This is a genomic window from Fictibacillus sp. b24, from assembly GCF_030348825.1.
Lineage (GTDB): Bacteria > Bacillota > Bacilli > Bacillales > Fictibacillaceae > Fictibacillus.
Window position 1 is genome coordinate 1,033,290 of the sequence record NZ_JAUCES010000005.1, and the last position, 16,536, is coordinate 1,049,825.

The following is a 16,536-nucleotide window of genomic DNA, read 5'->3' on the forward strand; positions in this document are numbered from 1 at the left end:
AGCTTCAGGTTAGCGAATAGCCTGAAGCTTCTTTATGTAGGTTTCTTCTTCTTTCGGTAAAAAAGGGGGAAAATCATTTGGATGTATAAGTGCGGCAAGTCGTTTTAGCCCAAAAATCAACCTGGGAGAAGGCCGGCAAAAAAGATTTTCCTCCAGTTTTACAATCTCTGTCTGATAGGATTCTAAAACTTCCCATCCATCTCTTTTTTTGATGTGGGAAGGCTGCATCTTATCTGTTTTAACACCTACCCAAACCATTCCGATCATATCGGGTTTTCGGTTTACAACATCGTCCCACGTTGTCTGTACACTAGCCAGTTCCACGTCTTCAAAGAGGTTCTGTCCTCCGGCAAGATAGGCGATTTCTGTGAGCCAATTCACCTTTCCTGGTGTGAAAACAGGCTTTGGCCACCATTCGAAATAAACTTTTCTTCTGTTTTTTATCGATCTGCTAATCTTTTCATATGATCTTATTTCTTTTATCATCCAATCCACCATGTGACGGGCTGGTAACATTTTGTTTGTTCGTTGACCCAGATCAAGCAGATCGTTTTGAATATCTGTAAGACTTTGAGGATTATATACAACATGCGGGATGTTCCGCCTCTTTAGTTCTTCAACATTCTTTTCCATACCAGGTACGCTTAAGCTAGCTAATACGAGATCAGGTTCTAATGATTGAAGCTTATCCATATCGATGGATAAATCAGGACCTAAACGTGTAAGCTTTTCTATTTCTGCCGGCCAATCAGAAAAATCATCGACCCCGACTAGCTGAGATGTTATTCCTAAAAAGTGCACCAGTTCTGTATTGCTTGGACAAATTGAAATTAATCTCAAAGAGAATAACCTCCTATGATATAAACAACCACGATAGCAGCAGGGTCTGTAGAATACCAAGAAGTCCACCAAAGAATACTTCACTTGGACGATGGCCGAGAAGTTCTTTTAATTCTTTTCTTTGTTCTTCCACTTTCTTTTGCTGAAATGATTCTGATTCTCTAACGTGATTTCTGAACTCTTCTACTAAGTCATTCAATACGGCAGCTTGTTCTCCTGCATGCCAGCGGATTCCTTTTGCATCATACATCACAATAATGGCAAACATGGCAGCGATGGCAAAAAGGGTTGAACCTAATCCATGGAGAGCTCCAACTGCAGTTGCTAATGAAGTAACAGAAGCAGAATGTGAGCTTGGCATTCCACCTGTACTAATAAATAAATCCCATCTTATTTTTTTAGTATGATAAAAATGAATAGGAATTTTTAAGAATTGTGCAGAAAATACACCTAGTAGTGCTGCGATTAATGGAAAGTTAAAAAGTATATCAGGCATTAGGAGCTTCCTTTCAATATGGTGTTTTATAGTATGGCTGTTTTAGATAGTTGTTACCCGATTTCGACACAGTTCAATCTCTGTTAACATGAAGAAAGAGGGAGGTTTGAAAAGGTGGACTTTTTTCCTCAAGAATATTACGAGTTTTTTGTTGTCTTCAACGATGGTGATTATTATACAGGTCATGATCTATTAGAGGCGATCTGGTTAACAGATCGGAGCAATCTATTTATAAAGGGGCTTCTGCAGATGACAGTTGCTCTTTATCACTATGAATACGGGAACGTAAAAGGGGCTCGGGAAATGTTAAGAGTCGCGGACCACTATCTAACTCCTTATAAGCCTATGTATTGGCAATTAAACGTGGAAGAAGTGTTAGCGTATATTAATCTGTGCCTGAATAGCATTCCGAAAAATATCGATAAGCTGGATTTTGAGCAGGTTCATCTATTACCTGTTCTTCCAAAACTCTATTTAAATTTAGAGTAATAAAGTATTATGAATTCGAAATATTCTAAAAGAAAGAGTATAATAAATTGTAGAGTGTTAAAAAGAATAAGGGGGAACTTTAACGTGTTTACGATTAAACAGCTTTGGAGTACACAAGAACAAGAAGAAGTCCTACTGGTCGGTTTATTTCAAGAACCGAAACTTACTGGTGTAATGGCTGATATGGATGAAGAATTAAAAGGAAATATTACTGAACTTATTAAAGATGGAGACCTTTCAAATCGTTTAAAAAGTATAAAAAAATTAAACACATTAGGTCAGCTTGGAGCAAAGCGTATCTATTTTGCTGGATTAGGTAAGCGTGAAGATTTTACTTATGAAAAAGCGAGAAGTACGTTTGGAAGAGCTGTACAAGAAATTACGAAAGAAAAAAGAACTCATTTTTCCATTCTTCTCGATACCTTTCATACAGAAAATGTTTCAATGGAAAAACTTGCACATGCATTTAGTGAAGCGGCAGGCACGTCTGTTTATCGCTTTGAAGATTATAAAAAGAAAACGAATGAACCTCAAAAACGTTTAGAATCGGTTACAGTGTACACAGAAAATAGTGAAGCTGAAGCAGGACTAACAAGTGGGTATGCTTATGCAAAAGGAATTAATCTTGCTCGTGACCTTGTGAATACACCAGGCAATCTTCTTACGCCAACTGATTTAGCAGCAGAAGCAATTGATGTGGCGCTTGAATATGGCATGGAATACGAAATTCTTGAAAAAGAAGACATGGAAAACCTCGGTATGGGAGCAATACTTGCAGTAAGTAAAGGCTCTGATCAGCCGCCAAAATTAATAACAGTAAAGTATCAAGGTGGAAAAAAAGAAGATTCTTATGTGGCATTAGTGGGTAAAGGCTTAACTTTTGATGCAGGCGGTTACTCAATCAAACCAGCAGCTAACATGCATGAAATGAAGAGTGATATGGGTGGAAGTGCAGCCGTATTAGGAGCTATGGAAGCGATTGGACGATTAAAGCCAGAGATTAATGTGATGTTTGTTATTCCTTCTTCTGAGAATTTGATCAATGGAACGGCTATGAAGCCAGGCGATGTAATCACTTCATTGAGCGGGAAAACTATTGAAGTACGGAATACGGATGCAGAGGGACGTCTCATTCTAGCCGATGCAATTACGTACGCAAAAGAACAAGGAGCTAAATACATTGTGGATGTAGCAACGCTGACAGGAGGCGTGTTAGTAGCACTCGGTGACTGCACAACGGGTGCACTAACAAACGATGAAGACTTTTATGAGCATATCAAGCAATCTGCGGCAGATGAATCGGAATTATTATGGCTTCTTCCAAGTTTCCAGCCATTTAAAGATATGCTGAAGACGAGTGATGTTGCTGATCTTAACAATTCAACAGGAAGACTTGGCCACGCGATTACTGGCGGCTTGTTCGTTGGGGAGTTTGCTGAAAACACGCCGTGGGTTCACTTGGATATCGCGGGTACAGCTTATTCTGGAAAATCAACAGAGTTAGGCCCTAAAGGCGCAACAGGCGTAATGGTGCGCACTCTGACTAACTTAGTACGGAACTTTAAAGCATAATAAAAACCTGAACCTCAACTGAGGTTCAGGTTTTTTTTTTTTGTATTTGACACATTCGTATATACATGTTAATTTGTTAAAGGTTTAACAAATTAGCGATTTAGCGAAATAAAGCAATAAAGCTTTTAAAGCTTTTGTTTAAGGAGGAAACAAAATGAATGCTGTAGTATTAGCCGTAGCAGTAATGCTAGTACTTAGCCTTTTGCGTATACATGTTGTAGTAGCCTTGCTTGTAGGTGCCTTAACAGGCGGAGTTTTAGCAGGGATGGGCTTAACAGAAACAATTACGGTATTTACTGAAGGGCTAGGATCGAATGCAGTGATTGCATTAAGCTATGCGTTATTAGGAAGTTTTGCAGTTGCATTATCTCGAACAGGACTTCCTAAATTGATGGTGAACAAAGCCATCGCTCTTGTTGGAAAAGAAGGAGAAACAAGAAAGAAATCATTGTCTAAAGTTATTATATTATTTGTTATTTTAATGATTTCTTCTTTTTCACAAAATTTGATTCCCGTTCATATTGCAATCATCCCAATCTTTATACCGCCACTTTTACATGTATTAAATGAACTGCAGCTCGACCGCAGACTAGTAGCGACGGTCATAACTTTTGGCCTAATTACGCCTTACATGTGGTTCCCAGTAGGATTCGGTGGAATCTTCCATGAGATTCTTCAAACAAATATGAAAGACAGCGGATTAACCGTAAAAATGGATCAAATCCCGACAGCGATGACGATTCCTTCTTTAGGAATGATCGTGGGTTTATTGATCGCCGTATTTATTACGTATCGTAAACCGCGCAAATATGAAAATAAAACGATCGGTGTTTCAAGTGATAATGAAGTGAAGTACACGACTCGCTCAATCATTGTAGCTGTTTTATCCATTGCTGCAACATTGGTTGTGCAGCTTCAAACAGACTCTATGATCTTTGGTGCACTATCAGGAATAATCGTTCTGTATTTCAGCGGTCAGCTAAAATTAAATGCTTCAGATACCATTTTAACTGAAGGTATGAAAATGATGTCTTACATCGGTTTTGTTATGATTTCAGCAGCTGGTTTTGCAGCGGTAATGCGTGAGACAGGTGAAGTCGAAACCTTAGTAAAAGACAGTGCTGCATTAATCGGAAACTCTACAGCACTAGGTGTTCTGCTTATGTTAGTGATTGGCTTGCTCGTAACGATGGGAATTGGTTCATCGTTCTCGACCATTCCGATTATAACAACAATTTTCGTTCCGTTAGCTGGAGAATTAGGATTAAGTGTTATGGCAACTATTGCGCTGATCGGTACAGCAGCTGCATTAGGGGATGCGGGTTCTCCTGCTTCAGACAGTACACTCGGACCAACTTCTGGTCTGAACGTAGACAATCAGCATAATCACATCTGGGACACATGTGTTCCGACGTTCTTGCACTACAACTTGCCATTAATCGCGTTCGGATTTATTGCCGCGATGGTATTATAGCTTGAAAACTTGAGGTTTGATTCAAAAGATACAGCTTTTGAGTCGGGCCTCTTTCTATTTGTTGGATGAATTAGGAGGGAGATAATGCTAATTCGATGTGTGTGTTTGGGGAAAAAACAAATGAAAGATAGCGTCCGCATGGAAAGAACACAAATTAATAAATCCACGTTAAATTGAATAATTCCACAATAAATCAAATATAACCACATTAATTTGAATAATTCCACGTTATTTTAAAAATATCCACGTTAGGACCAATTTAACTTTATTTGTTGTCATCAATTTTTTCTGCAAAAATACACATCCTATCTGTAAGGAGGGAATATCGATGACAAAACGCAAACATTCTTGGAACGCGGCTGCAAAGAACAATTCAACACCGACAGAAAGTATGACAAACGTTGAGTTTTCTGATGAAAAATTCTCAGACGAAATTCCGAAAAGAGATACTCAAAGCCCAAAATCAAAAGGAAAATAAAAGAAGCTGGCTCCTCAAAAAGAAGAGGAGTCAGCTTTTGTGTTTTTATTCAAAAAAGGTTAATTCCGGCATCCACTGTTTCATGTGTGCTTTGATCTCTTCATACGATTTTTTCATAGCAGGAAGATTCTTCATCGGATGAATTACAAAAGGACGATCTACATATGTCGGCAGAAATTTTGGATCTGTTAAATTAATGCTCGTTTCAACCCCCTTTTGATGCTTCGTAACAGTAAGCTGAACAATCCCGCCAATGTCTTTATAATCACGTCGTTGACCAGATAAGAAGTTCCCTAAAGAATAGGCGACAAACGTTTTGCTGCCGTCGCTTGCTGTCTCCCATTTTACGGGTTGAAGTACATGAGGATGGTGTCCGATGATAATGTCACCACCTGCTTCAGTTACCACTTTTACGATTTCCTTTTGAAAATCATTTGGCAATCTTTCATACTCATTTCCAAAATGTAAAGATACAACATTGACGTCGGACAGTTTTTTAGCCTCAGCAATATCACGTTTGATGCGCTCAACTTCAATCAAGTTAACAAGGTGATCTTTCCCTGTAGGTACGGGTATTCCGTTCGTTCCATATGTATAGCTTAAAAAAGAAACCGTAATGTCATTCTTTTTTATCAGTCGAATATTCTGCCTGTCCTGATCATTTAGATAAGCCCCGGTGTACTCCACATCTATTTGGTTCCAATAGTTCAGTGCACTCACGATTACTTTCTCCCCGCGATCAAGCGTATGATTATTGGCTAGCGTAACAAGATCCACCCCATTCGCTTTTAACGCGTCTCCAACTTCATGAGGAGAATTAAATGATGGATAGGAAGAAAGACCAAGCTGTGTTCCGCCTATCATTGTTTCTTGATTAGCCATTGTAATATCAGGCTGTGATAAATAGGGCTTAACGGGGAGAAAGTTACGATTGAAATCATATCCAGAAGCTGTTTTGGCGCTATTATAAACCGTATCATGAATTAAAATGTCGCCTACTGCTCCAAGAGTCAAACTTGTCGTTTTTTCTACAGGCTCTTGCACGATTGGTTCCGTCTTTATCTCTTTTGGTAACTCAGCATTTTCTTGTTTGAGCTCCTTTTTTTCTTCAACAGTCTTTAAATCTGCGTTATGATACATATATATAAGTACAATTGTCGAAAAGAAAACGATTACAATTCCTGCAAACCACCATAGTCGTTTCAATACGATTCCCCCTTCTTCTCTATCATAATGGAAAAAGAGGGCATATGTATATGTCGAATTACTCAGTATTGAAAACGGTTCCAATCATGACATTCAGGAGGAAAGTACAAAATGAGACAAATTACAGCAGAAACAGTAGAACTTTTAGACCGCAATGACGAACTGGCTTCCTTTAAAAATGAGTTTTACGTAAAAAATGATTCTATTTATCTAGATGGCAACTCTTTAGGGCTTCTTTCTAAGCGTGCAGAACAATCATTATTTGATGTTTTAAATGATTGGAAAGAGCATGGAATCGATGGATGGATGGGTGGAAAATATCCTTGGTTCACATTGAGCGAGCAGTTAGCTGAAAAACTCTCTGTACTTGTAGGAGCAGAAGCTCAAGAAGTAATTGTTACAGGATCAACGACAGTGAACCTTCATCAGTTGGTAGCTACCTTTTTTGAACCGCAAGAAGGGAAAACGAAAATACTCGCAGACGAACTGACATTCCCTTCAGATATCTATGGCTTGCAAAGTCAGTTAAAATTAAAAGGCTTAAATCCTGATACTGAATTGATTCAGGTTAAAAGCAAGAACGGTTTAATACTTGATGAAGAAGACATTATAGAAATGATGACAGATGATATCGCGCTCATTCTTTTACCATCTGTTCTTTATAGAAGCGGTCAGCTGCTCGATATTGAGCGATTAACGAAAGAAGCGCACAAACGGAACATACCGATTGGATTTGATCTATGTCACTCAATCGGAGCTCTTCCGCATGAATTAAGTAAATGGAATGTTGATTTTGCGTTTTGGTGCAACTATAAATACGTAAATGCTGGTCCAGGTGGAGTTGGCGGACTATATGTGAACAAAAAGCATTTTTCAAAAACTCCTGGTCTGTCCGGCTGGTTCGGCAGCAAGAAAGAAACCCAATTCGATATGGACCACCATTTTGATGCGGAAAATTCTGCAGGAGGCTACCAAATCGGTACGCCTCATATGCTAAGCACCGCACCGCTAATCGGCTCATTGTCTATCTTTGAAGAAGCGAAAATCGAAAGAATCCGCAGCAAATCTTTAAAGTTGACTACCCTTTTGATGGATTTATTAAATCAAGAACTTGAAAATGAGTTTAAAATCGTTAACCCGCTTGACGATAAGAGACGCGGGGGGCATGTAGCCCTCATGCACAGTGACGCAGCTCGAATCTGCAAGGCGTTAAAAGATAATGGCATTGTTCCAGACTTTAGAGCTCCTAACATTATTCGTTTAGCACCTGTAGCACTTTACAATTCTTTTGAAGATGTATTTAAAGCTGTAGAAATTTTGAGCAAGATTATGAAAAATCGCGAATATGAAAAGTATGAAAACAAGAGGGAAGTTATTGCTTAAGGAGAGATACAAGTGAAGCTATTCGATATTTCGATGCCCCTTTATAACGGAGTTCCAGGGTGGCCAGGTGACACTCCGTATTCATTTGATCTTGCTTGGACAAAAGAACAATCTGGGTCTGTGAATGTCGGGAAAGTGGAAATGAGTACACATACAGGTACACATGTTGATGCTCCCTTTCATTTTGATAATGACGGGGAAAAAGTGATTGGATTGCCCCTGGAATTATATATTGGACGAACATTTGTCATGGATGTTACCAATGTTAAGGAAATTACACTAGAACTTATAAAAGACAAATTGCCAAACGGCACGAAACGAGTTCTTTTCAAAACAAATTGCTGGCAAGATCGAACGGTGTTTCCGGAACAAATCGTTCCCGTTTCATCTGAAGCTGTACCCTATTTAAAGAATATCGGTGTTGGGCTCCTCGGTGTTGATATGCCTTCGGTTGATCCATTGGACAGTAAAGAGTTGAGCGCACATCACGCTCTTTATGAACATAACATTCATATTTTAGAAGGATTAGTGCTTGATCAGGTACCTCAGGGGGAGTACGAGTTAATCGCTCTGCCGCTGCCTCTTCAGGATGCTGACGGAAGCCCAGTTCGAGCCGTACTTAAAGAATTGTCCAAATAAATAAACAAACATTGTAAGAAACAAACACCATAAGCTGTGTTTGTTTCTTCTTTTGCCTCTTATTTAAAGGCTGTTTATAAATGACTGTTCCTTGTATTCATAGATGCTTTTAACTGTGGTTGATCTCCGTTTCAGGTGCTTCGCTTTCCGCGGGGCAGGCGGTGAGCCACATTCGGACGTTTCACTCTTAAGTGTCTCGCCTGCCCGCCTGTCCCGCAGGAGTCTTGCACCTTACACTACAATCAACTTGTCAAAGAAGCGAATGAACCAAAAGATTAGAAAGCAACAATGTGCCATTAGGAGCAGTGGCTAGCCCCTCGAGGTTAAAAGCTAATTGTCCCAGAAGCAAAATACGCCTTCCTAGCACAATCATCTTTTGCTTGTCGGGGCTGAACGAGCCACTTCCACTTTTCGGACTGCCCGCCTGTCCCGCAGAAGTCTCCCACCTTGCACTCCAATCAACTTAGCAAAGGGAGAGTTGGTATTAAATGCTAGCCACATTCCTTTAAAAAGCCTTTCCTAAAATGATGGCCAGCTTTTTTGAGATTTTATCTATTGTTCCTTATAATAGGTAAGAGAGATTTATTGGAGGCAAGCCATGTACAAGTATGGATTTACGAATTATTTTAAAGGAAACTTACAATTTACGGGTTATGATGTGGTGCAGGTTGGGCCGTGGACAAATGTATATATATCGTTTGAGATAAACAATGTTGAAATTTTTCCTGAAGGACTAAGTGAACCAAGTGCGTTAGCTGTTTACAACGAAGAGGGTGAACTACAAGAGATTATTGCCCACGATGAAGGCGTTGATTGTGAATATAAGTTCACGGATAAAGAAAAAGAACAGATAACAAACTATTTGTTAGAAGTTGATCTGAAACACGGAATCGAAAAGGAGTGATTGGAAGAATGAAAATTACAGGCATTGAACCAACTCCAAGCCCTAATTCAATGAAGATTAATCTGACGGAAACATTACCTGGAACAGAGCGTTACAATTATACAAAAAATGATGCACAAAAAGCTCCTGAGTTTATTCAAGAAATTCTAAAGGTGGATGGAGTTAAAAGCATCTATCATGTTGCAGATTTTATCGCGCTCGAACGGAACCCGCGCGCTAAGTGGGAAGATGTTCTTTCGGGAGTTAGAAAAGTGTTTGGTCAGGAAGAAGATTCAGACACATTAGATCAAGAAACTCAAAAAGAAGATGAAATTACTGAAATTACAGTCCTCGTTCAAATGTTCAGAGGTCTTCCGATGCAGATCAAACTTAGAACGGAGCAAGAGGAAAGACGTGTTGGATTACCTGAACGTTTTGCAAAAGTAGCCCTTGAGGCCCAAGATTCTTCAGACAATCTTGTAATGGAACGTCAATGGGAAGAACAAGGAGTTCGCTATGGAACTTTCGAACAAGTAGGAAATGAGGTAGCTGAAGAGCTGTCAGCCGTCTATCCTCAAGAACGTTTGGAGCAGTTAGTTAAACAAGCTTACATCTCTAATGGAATTCCAGAGGAGGAGACAGCATCCGTTTCTACTTCAGAAGTGGCAGAAAAGCTTCGCGACACGGACTGGCAGACGCGTTATGCGGCATTAGAGCGAATGAACCCATCGATAGAAGACGTGATGGTTCTTAAACAAGCACTAAAAGATGAAAAGCCTTCTATTCGTCGTTTGGCTGTTGTCTACTTGGGAATGATTGAAGACGAAGCGGTCCTTCCTCTTTTATACCTAGCGCTTCAGGATAAAAATGTTTCCGTTAGACGAACGGCTGGAGACGCATTGTCAGACTTAGGTAATCCAAAAGCAATCCCTGTTATGTGTGATGCCTTATCTGATAAAAACAAACTGGTAAGGTGGCGGGCAGCTCGTTTTCTATTTGAAGTGGGTGACGAGACTGCACTTCCAGCATTAAAATCCGCTCAGGAAGATCCAGAATTTGAAGTGGCTCTTCAAGTTAAAATTGCAATTGAACGTATTCAAAGCGGAGAAGAAGCAGCCGGTACCGTATGGCAGCAGATGACGAAAAGCCGTGAAAAGTAAAAGATAAAAGACCCGCTGAAATGTTTTAGCGGGTCTTATTTTGTATCATGTTGTATGTTCAAAGATGCATGCTCATTTTGTTCAATAAAACGCGTTATCTCATGGCAAATTTCTTGAGGCTTTTCCTCCATTAATAAATGGCCGCATTTTTCATAGACAATTAGTTCAGCATTAGGAAGATCATGCTTTAAGCGGTATCCCGTTTTTACAGGCATAACTTGATCTTCTTTTCCCCAAATCATGAGAACAGGCTGTTGAATGTCTTTCAGTTCTTGTGAACACATATCGCCCTCACGATGTCTTAAAAGCCGAATCAAGGAATTGATAAAAGCAGCCTCACTGATCGGCTTTTTATAACTTTCGATCATCTCTTCTGTTACCAGCTTAGTGTCATGTAAAACAGATAATAAATTTTGCTTCACATCTTTACTTTGTATCCAGCTTCTCATTCCCCACGTAAACAGCGGTAAGTAGGAACATGCAATCAATGACCGGCTTGCTCGCTTAACGTATGAACAGCAACCAAGCAATATCAGCTTTTCAATCCGTTTAGGAGAATTTTTGGCAGCATGCATACAAATTTGTCCACCCATCGAATGACCAATCAATATCACATCTTGAATATGAAGCTGATCCAAGAAATCAAGAATTAACTGTCCATAGTTCGTCAGTTTATAGATAAAACTAGTGGACTTTTCACTTTGCCCAAACCCAGGAAGGTCTAGAGCAATCACTTTGTACTTTTTTGTTAAGTAAGGAAGCAACTGTCTAAAGCTGACCGTGGAGGATAAAAATCCGTGAACTAGAACAACTACTTTTGCATCCGGATCTTCGTGATCATAATATTCATAATAAATTTGAACGTTGTTAACAGTTAAACGATATCCTGGAGAATAAATATGCTCTTCATTAACGGCCATGATTGTCCTACCTCCGTACACAGAATTCTATGGATAGTTTCACCAAAGTGGATGAAAGTTACAAGGTGCAATAATTTCCTCTTGAAAAACGTCTAACGAATTCTAACGAAATCTCATTAAAAAATCTTGTCTTTGCAGTCTTTGTTGTTCTTGAACGTGGTTGATTTCCGCTCCAGGATGCTCGCTTTCCGCGGGGCAGGCGGTGAGCCACATTCGTACGTTTCACTCTTAAGTGTCTCACCTGACCGCCAGTCCCGCAGGAGTCTCGCATCCTTCCGCTCCAATCAACTTATCTAAGAGGTACCAAACAAAATGCCTCTTAAGCGACAATGTTTTAGTATGCTGCTTTGTTGCTTTTAAAGTGATTGATTTCAGCTCTATGGTTCACTCTTTCCGCGATGTGTGCGTTGAGCCTTCTTGAATTCGTAAAGATAGACATTCAAGTACTTGTTCCTGCGTCTTCGATTTATGTTACCGAAACGTCATTCATCATTATAGGCGTTAAGTGATGTGCAACCTGGGCAAAAAGTACAATATTATTTTTCGAATTAATCAAATAATGTTTTCGAAATTGTTTCTAAACGCTTGTCTGCTCTTATCTATTCAAAATTTGTGCGTTTGTCTCTATTCCTCTTTACCCACTTCGTACATATTTTAATAAGGAGTAAGAACGCATAAAGATGAAGGAGGTAGCAGGATGGCATTTCCATATTATCCTTACTATTATCCATATGCATATGGTGCATATGGCGGCTATGGCGGCTATGGTTACGGTTGGATCTGGGCTGTAATAATAATCTTGTTTATTCTCATATTAATTTTCGGTGGCTGGTGGTGGTGGAACACTAGAGACTAAAAAAAAGGGGCTTGGAGGTAGGGTCTTCAGGCCTTTTTTTGCTTGAGTATGAATGAATTGTTATGCGGGGATAATGAAAGAAAAAAATGGAGAGATGTTATGCATAGTCGGCAAACAGTCCGCTATATTTGCGAAGAATACGTCAGCGGCAACTGTTATTATTACAAAAGTGAAATCATTACACACGATAATTGGAAAAATCTTGACTCCCTTTCCTGGTCAAGGCCCCGTCCAATATCTGAAAAGACCTTTCTGAAACAGAAGAAAGCAGGGTACAAAACAGAACATAAGTTTATAAAAAAAGAGCCTGCTGTGGTCGTTTCATTGCACAGAACAAAAACCGTCTAATTCAATAGGCGGTTTTTTTGGGGGAAAAAAGACAGATTATCAATGACCTGTCTAAAAAGGGGATTAACTCAATTCTATTTCAGTAAGCAGTATAATTTTACATAAAATAAACGGTTTTTATTGGAAAAGGATTACATCTATTTTGAGAAGGGGATACAAAGTTTATAGGGATTTTAAAGGAGGGAACTTAAGTGGGAAAATTTCGAATTGCAAAAGACACTCTAGGCGAAGTTCGTGTACCAGAAGAAGCTTATTATGGAGCTCAAACACAAAGAGCGGTTGAAAATTTTCCGATCAGCGGAATTCAATTGCCTTTTTCTTTTATAAAAGCACAGGCAATTATTAAAGCAAGTGCAGCACATGCCAATAAAGAGTGCAACGGATTGGATCATAAAAAAGCAGAGGCCATTATTTCAGCAGCTGAAGAAGTCGTAAATGGAAAATGGAATGAGCACTTTGTTGTAGACGCTTATCAAGCAGGAGCAGGAACATCTCAAAATATGAACATGAATGAAGTATTAGCATCGCGAGCTGCAGAAATACTCGGAGGGGTAAAAGGAGACTATTCGCTTATTCACCCCAATGATGATGTGAACATGTCCCAATCTACCAACGATACGATTCCGACTGCCATCCAACTATCTGTTGCAGCTGAACTTCAAGAAACTCTATATCCCGCACTAAACCGGTTGCTCCATGTTTTAGAAGAAAAAGAACAAGAATTTCACAACATCATTAAGGCAGGAAGAACGCATTTGCAGGATGCTGTTCCTATTCGGTTAGGCAGTGAGTTTAAAGGCTATAGAGGCACGCTCGAATCAGTAAAACGTTCAATGGAACATACGGAGAAATCTTTGTACTTGTTAGGTCTTGGAGGAAACGCTGTAGGGACAGGCATCAACGCACACCCCGATTATGCAGCGCTTGCTATTCAAGAGATTGCTAAACGTACGGGTCTGCCGTTTTCGAAGAGCGAAAACACATACGCCTTTATGCAGAATACGAATGCAGCTATTTCTGTAAGCGGACATTTAAAAGAATTGGCAATCCATTTAATAAAAATTTCCAGTGATCTCAGACTCTTAAGCAGTGGGCCACGTACAGGTCTCGCTGAAATCACATTGCCTGCTGTCCAGCCAGGTTCGTCGATTATGCCTGGTAAGATCAATCCTGTTATCTTAGAAAATTTGTACATGATCTGTTCGCAAGTAGTCGGTAACGATAGTTGTGTAACTACAGCTGCAATCGGCAGCCAGCTTGAAATAAATCCTATGATGCCAGTTATCGGCTTAAATGTACTTCAATCCATTACGATTTTAAGTAATGGAATAACCATTTTCACAGAAAGATGCCTAAAAGACATTACAGCCAATCAAGAAAATATAAAAAATTGGCTTGATCAAAGCCTATCTCTTGTGACAGCCCTCAATCCTCATATCGGATATGAAAAAGCGGCAGCTTTAGCAAAAGAAAGCTTTGAAACCGGCAAAACATTAAAAGAAATAGTAACCGAGAAAAAGATTTTTACAATCGAAGAAGCAGAACGTATTTTAGATCCGAATTCCATGATTTAGAGTCAAGGAGTGTAACTTTTATTTTGCTTTTCTCGACAAATATAGTACAGATTTCTTGTTTTTCATTTTATTAACAAAAATGTAGTGAAGATTGGGGATTACGGATGTATAATAAAGAAGTTCATTCACATATAAAGGGATTTAATTAATATTCTGGAAAACCAATTAAATAACTTGGTTTAATAAATGAAAAGTGGACATTTGAACTGTTTTGGGGAGGAACTTGAAAATGTGCGGTTTTATTGGGTATATGCTAAATACACCTGAGACGGTAGAACAGAAAGAAACAGAACAATTAATAAATATGACGAATATCATTACTCATCGTGGTCCTGATGACAGTGGTCATTTTGTTGATCAGTATGTTCGCTTTGGTTTTCGCCGACTCAGCATCATAGATATAGAAAGCGGCAAACAGCCATTATCCTATGAGGATGATCGTTATTGGATTATTTTTAACGGTGAAATATATAATTATGTTGAAATAAGAAAAGAACTTGAGGAAAAAGGATTCGAATTCAAAACCCATTCAGATACTGAGGTTATTTTGGCACTTTTCAGCGAAAGAAGAGAAAATGCTTTCACTGAACTCCGAGGTATGTTTGGATTTTTGATTTGGGACAAAGAAACAAAAGAACTCTTTGGAGCTAGAGATCCATTCGGTATCAAACCTTTCTTCTACCTAGAAGATGAAGATGGTTTATTCTGTGCATCTGAAAAGAAGAGTATTACCCTAGTAAAAGAAAAACAAGAAGTTGATGCAGAAGCACTTCACCATTATTTAACCTATCAGTTTGTACCTGAGCCGATGACGATAACAAAGAACATTAAAAAGCTAGAGCCAGGACATTATTTTGTGAAAAAAGCGGGAAGACCATTAGCGATCAAACCTTTTTGGAGACCCAATTTCACACCAAGAAACATGCCGCTTGAAGAAGCAAAAGATATGATACGCTCAGTAATGCGTGATTCTGTAAGAGTTCATATGCGTTCTGACGTACCTGTAGGTGCTTTTCTTTCTGGTGGTATTGATTCAAGCACGATCGTAGCACTAGCCAGTGAACTTCATCCTTCTTTAAAAACGTTTACAGTAGGATTTGAAAGAGAAGGTTTTAGTGAAATCGATGTCGCAGTTCAGACTGCTGCTGCATTGAACGTTGAGAATATCCATTATCTTGTTAAGCCAGAAGAATTTATGAGAGAACTCCCAAAAATCATCTGGCATATGGATGACCCTGTAGCAGATCCTGCTGCTGTACCGCTATATTTTGTTGCGCGAGAAGCCGCAAAACATGTTACTGTCGTTCTATCTGGTGAAGGAGCAGATGAGCTTTTTGGAGGCTACAATATATACCATGAGCCCCATTCATTAAGACATCTTTCTTCGTTGCCAAAAGGGATTTCAAAAGGATTGGCTGCGATTGCTGGTATGCTTCCTGAAGGAGTTAAAGGGAAGAGCTTTATGGAACGTGGAAGCATGACCATTGAAGAACGTTATATCGGAAATGCTAAAATGTTTTCAGAAACAGAGAAGAGCAGGCTATTAAAGCAGTATCGTTCTGCTTATAACTATAAAAATGTCACAAAACCACTATACGAGCAAGCAAGGCAATTTCATGATGTCCACAAAATGCAATATATCGACCTGCATACATGGATGAGAGGCGATATCCTTGTGAAAGCAGATAAGATGACGATGGCACATTCATTAGAACTTCGTGTACCATTTCTTGATAAAGAAGTGTTCTCTGTGGCTTCACAATTGCATCCAAATCTTACCGTTACAAACGGCACTACCAAATATGCATTGAGAGAATCGATGAAAGGTATTGTACCTGATACTGTACTGCATCGCCGGAAATTAGGATTCCCTGTACCCATCCGTCATTGGCTTAAAAACGAGATGTATGATTGGGCTAAGCAGTTGATTCATACAAGCGCTACAGACCAATATCTAAATAAGGGTATTGTTTTAGATCTTTTAGAAGGACACCGTTCTGGCCGAGGAGATTACAGCAGAAAGATCTGGACTGTGCTTATGTTCATGTTATGGCATCAGATTAATATTGAGAAAACGTATAGTTTTGGCGATGACCTTTTAATCAAACCTAATCAAGCTCATGAAATGACGGTTACTAACCAATAAAACCCTCCTTTTATTAGTTTTGCTTGTACGATTTACTTATGTTATACTTAACAGGTTAAAAAATAGTTAGGA

Annotated in this window: 17 protein-coding genes; 11 read left to right on the forward strand and 6 right to left on the reverse strand. The window is 39.2% G+C overall.

The features are described from left to right. Positions 1–9 precede the first annotated feature (9 nt). Both QUF49_RS05200 and QUF49_RS05205 read right to left on the reverse strand, forming a co-directional pair. On the reverse strand, positions 10–840 hold the full coding sequence (locus QUF49_RS05200) for a cobalamin-binding protein (protein WP_289494669.1): 831 nt from the start codon (positions 838–840) through the stop codon (positions 10–12). A gap of 13 nt (positions 841–853) precedes the next feature. Further along, positions 854–1,336, reverse strand: coding sequence for a divergent PAP2 family protein (locus QUF49_RS05205; protein ID WP_289494670.1), 483 nt, complete (start codon positions 1,334–1,336; stop codon positions 854–856). 114 nt (positions 1,337–1,450) lie between these two features. On the opposite strand from QUF49_RS05205, the gene QUF49_RS05210 reads away from it, so the two are divergent. The 4 genes from QUF49_RS05210 (at position 1,451) to QUF49_RS05225 (ending at position 5,349) form a co-directional block, all read left to right on the forward strand. Continuing rightward, entirely contained in the window at positions 1,451–1,825 is a 375-nt protein-coding gene (locus QUF49_RS05210) for a DUF309 domain-containing protein (protein WP_289494671.1), read from the forward strand. An 84-nt stretch (positions 1,826–1,909) separates the two neighbouring features. Beyond that, positions 1,910–3,397: a leucyl aminopeptidase gene (locus QUF49_RS05215; protein ID WP_289494672.1), complete on the forward strand. Its 1,488-nt coding sequence runs from the start codon at positions 1,910–1,912 to the stop codon at positions 3,395–3,397. A 154-nt stretch (positions 3,398–3,551) separates the two neighbouring features. Further along, positions 3,552–4,871 (forward strand): Na+/H+ antiporter family protein, encoded by a 1,320-nt coding sequence (locus tag QUF49_RS05220; RefSeq protein WP_289494673.1) that lies wholly within the window; start codon positions 3,552–3,554, stop codon positions 4,869–4,871. Between the two features lie 328 nt (positions 4,872–5,199). After that, a complete protein-coding gene (locus QUF49_RS05225; RefSeq protein WP_289494674.1) occupies positions 5,200–5,349 on the forward strand; it encodes a hypothetical protein in 150 nt (49 codons plus the stop codon). Between the two features lie 45 nt (positions 5,350–5,394). On the opposite strand, the gene QUF49_RS05230 is transcribed toward QUF49_RS05225, so the two are convergent. Further along, positions 5,395–6,489 (reverse strand): CapA family protein, encoded by a 1,095-nt coding sequence (locus tag QUF49_RS05230; RefSeq protein WP_425590488.1) that lies wholly within the window; start codon positions 6,487–6,489, stop codon positions 5,395–5,397. A 177-nt stretch (positions 6,490–6,666) separates the two neighbouring features. On the opposite strand from QUF49_RS05230, the gene kynU reads away from it, so the two are divergent. Both kynU and kynB read left to right on the forward strand, forming a co-directional pair. Next, positions 6,667–7,938, forward strand: coding sequence for a kynureninase (gene kynU / locus QUF49_RS05235; protein WP_289494676.1), 1,272 nt, complete (start codon positions 6,667–6,669; stop codon positions 7,936–7,938). Positions 7,939–7,950: 12 nt separating this feature from the next. Then, the gene (gene kynB / locus QUF49_RS05240; protein ID WP_289494677.1) at positions 7,951–8,577 is read left to right on the forward strand and encodes an arylformamidase; all 627 of its coding nucleotides are present in this window, start codon (positions 7,951–7,953) and stop codon (positions 8,575–8,577) included. 323 nt (positions 8,578–8,900) lie between these two features. On the opposite strand, the gene QUF49_RS05245 is transcribed toward kynB, so the two are convergent. After that, positions 8,901–9,023, reverse strand: coding sequence for a hypothetical protein (locus tag QUF49_RS05245; protein ID WP_289494678.1), 123 nt, complete (start codon positions 9,021–9,023; stop codon positions 8,901–8,903). A gap of 152 nt (positions 9,024–9,175) precedes the next feature. On the opposite strand from QUF49_RS05245, the gene QUF49_RS05250 reads away from it, so the two are divergent. Continuing rightward, positions 9,176–9,481 carry a hypothetical protein gene (locus tag QUF49_RS05250; protein WP_289494679.1) on the forward strand — a complete coding sequence of 102 codons (306 nt, stop codon included), beginning with the start codon at positions 9,176–9,178 and terminating at the stop codon, positions 9,479–9,481. Positions 9,482–9,489: 8 nt separating this feature from the next. Further along, positions 9,490–10,620, forward strand: a complete 1,131-nt coding sequence (locus QUF49_RS05255; RefSeq protein WP_289494680.1) for a conserved virulence factor C family protein — start codon at positions 9,490–9,492, stop codon at positions 10,618–10,620. Between the two features lie 35 nt (positions 10,621–10,655). On the opposite strand, the gene QUF49_RS05260 is transcribed toward QUF49_RS05255, so the two are convergent. After that, positions 10,656–11,540, reverse strand: a complete 885-nt coding sequence (locus QUF49_RS05260) for an alpha/beta fold hydrolase (protein ID WP_289494681.1) — start codon at positions 11,538–11,540, stop codon at positions 10,656–10,658. A gap of 58 nt (positions 11,541–11,598) precedes the next feature. Continuing rightward, positions 11,599–11,811 carry a hypothetical protein gene (locus QUF49_RS05265; protein WP_289494682.1) on the reverse strand — a complete coding sequence of 71 codons (213 nt, stop codon included), beginning with the start codon at positions 11,809–11,811 and terminating at the stop codon, positions 11,599–11,601. A gap of 426 nt (positions 11,812–12,237) precedes the next feature. Here QUF49_RS05265 and QUF49_RS05270 point away from each other — a divergent pair, with 426 nt between their 5' ends. The 3 genes from QUF49_RS05270 (at position 12,238) to asnB (ending at position 16,464) form a co-directional block, all read left to right on the forward strand. Continuing rightward, positions 12,238–12,396 carry a sporulation protein YjcZ gene (locus QUF49_RS05270; protein ID WP_289494683.1) on the forward strand — a complete coding sequence of 53 codons (159 nt, stop codon included), beginning with the start codon at positions 12,238–12,240 and terminating at the stop codon, positions 12,394–12,396. A 539-nt stretch (positions 12,397–12,935) separates the two neighbouring features. Beyond that, a complete protein-coding gene (locus tag QUF49_RS05275; protein WP_289494684.1) occupies positions 12,936–14,318 on the forward strand; it encodes a class II fumarate hydratase in 1,383 nt (460 codons plus the stop codon). A gap of 229 nt (positions 14,319–14,547) precedes the next feature. After that, positions 14,548–16,464, forward strand: coding sequence for an asparagine synthase (glutamine-hydrolyzing) (asnB, locus tag QUF49_RS05280; protein WP_289494685.1), 1,917 nt, complete (start codon positions 14,548–14,550; stop codon positions 16,462–16,464). The last annotated feature ends 72 nt before the right edge of the window (positions 16,465–16,536 follow it).

Bases quoted from the DNA above. Each gene is read 5' to 3' on its own strand.
- QUF49_RS05255 (WP_289494680.1), top strand. From the start codon at position 9,490: ATGAAAATTACAGGCATTGAACCAACTCCAAGCCCTAATTCAATGAAG.
- QUF49_RS05265 (WP_289494682.1), bottom strand. From the start codon at position 11,811: ATGCGAGACTCCTGCGGGACTGGCGGTCAGGTGAGACACTTAAGAGTG.
- QUF49_RS05220 (WP_289494673.1), top strand. From the start codon at position 3,552: ATGAATGCTGTAGTATTAGCCGTAGCAGTAATGCTAGTACTTAGCCTT.
- QUF49_RS05230 (WP_425590488.1), bottom strand. From the start codon at position 6,489: ATGTATCATAACGCAGATTTAAAGACTGTTGAAGAAAAAAAGGAGCTC.
- QUF49_RS05225 (WP_289494674.1), top strand. From the start codon at position 5,200: ATGACAAAACGCAAACATTCTTGGAACGCGGCTGCAAAGAACAATTCA.
- kynU (WP_289494676.1), top strand. From the start codon at position 6,667: ATGAGACAAATTACAGCAGAAACAGTAGAACTTTTAGACCGCAATGAC.
- QUF49_RS05260 (WP_289494681.1), bottom strand. From the start codon at position 11,540: ATGGCCGTTAATGAAGAGCATATTTATTCTCCAGGATATCGTTTAACT.
- QUF49_RS05250 (WP_289494679.1), top strand. From the start codon at position 9,176: ATGTACAAGTATGGATTTACGAATTATTTTAAAGGAAACTTACAATTT.
- QUF49_RS05270 (WP_289494683.1), top strand. From the start codon at position 12,238: ATGGCATTTCCATATTATCCTTACTATTATCCATATGCATATGGTGCA.
- asnB (WP_289494685.1), top strand. From the start codon at position 14,548: ATGTGCGGTTTTATTGGGTATATGCTAAATACACCTGAGACGGTAGAA.
- QUF49_RS05205 (WP_289494670.1), bottom strand. From the start codon at position 1,336: ATGCCTGATATACTTTTTAACTTTCCATTAATCGCAGCACTACTAGGT.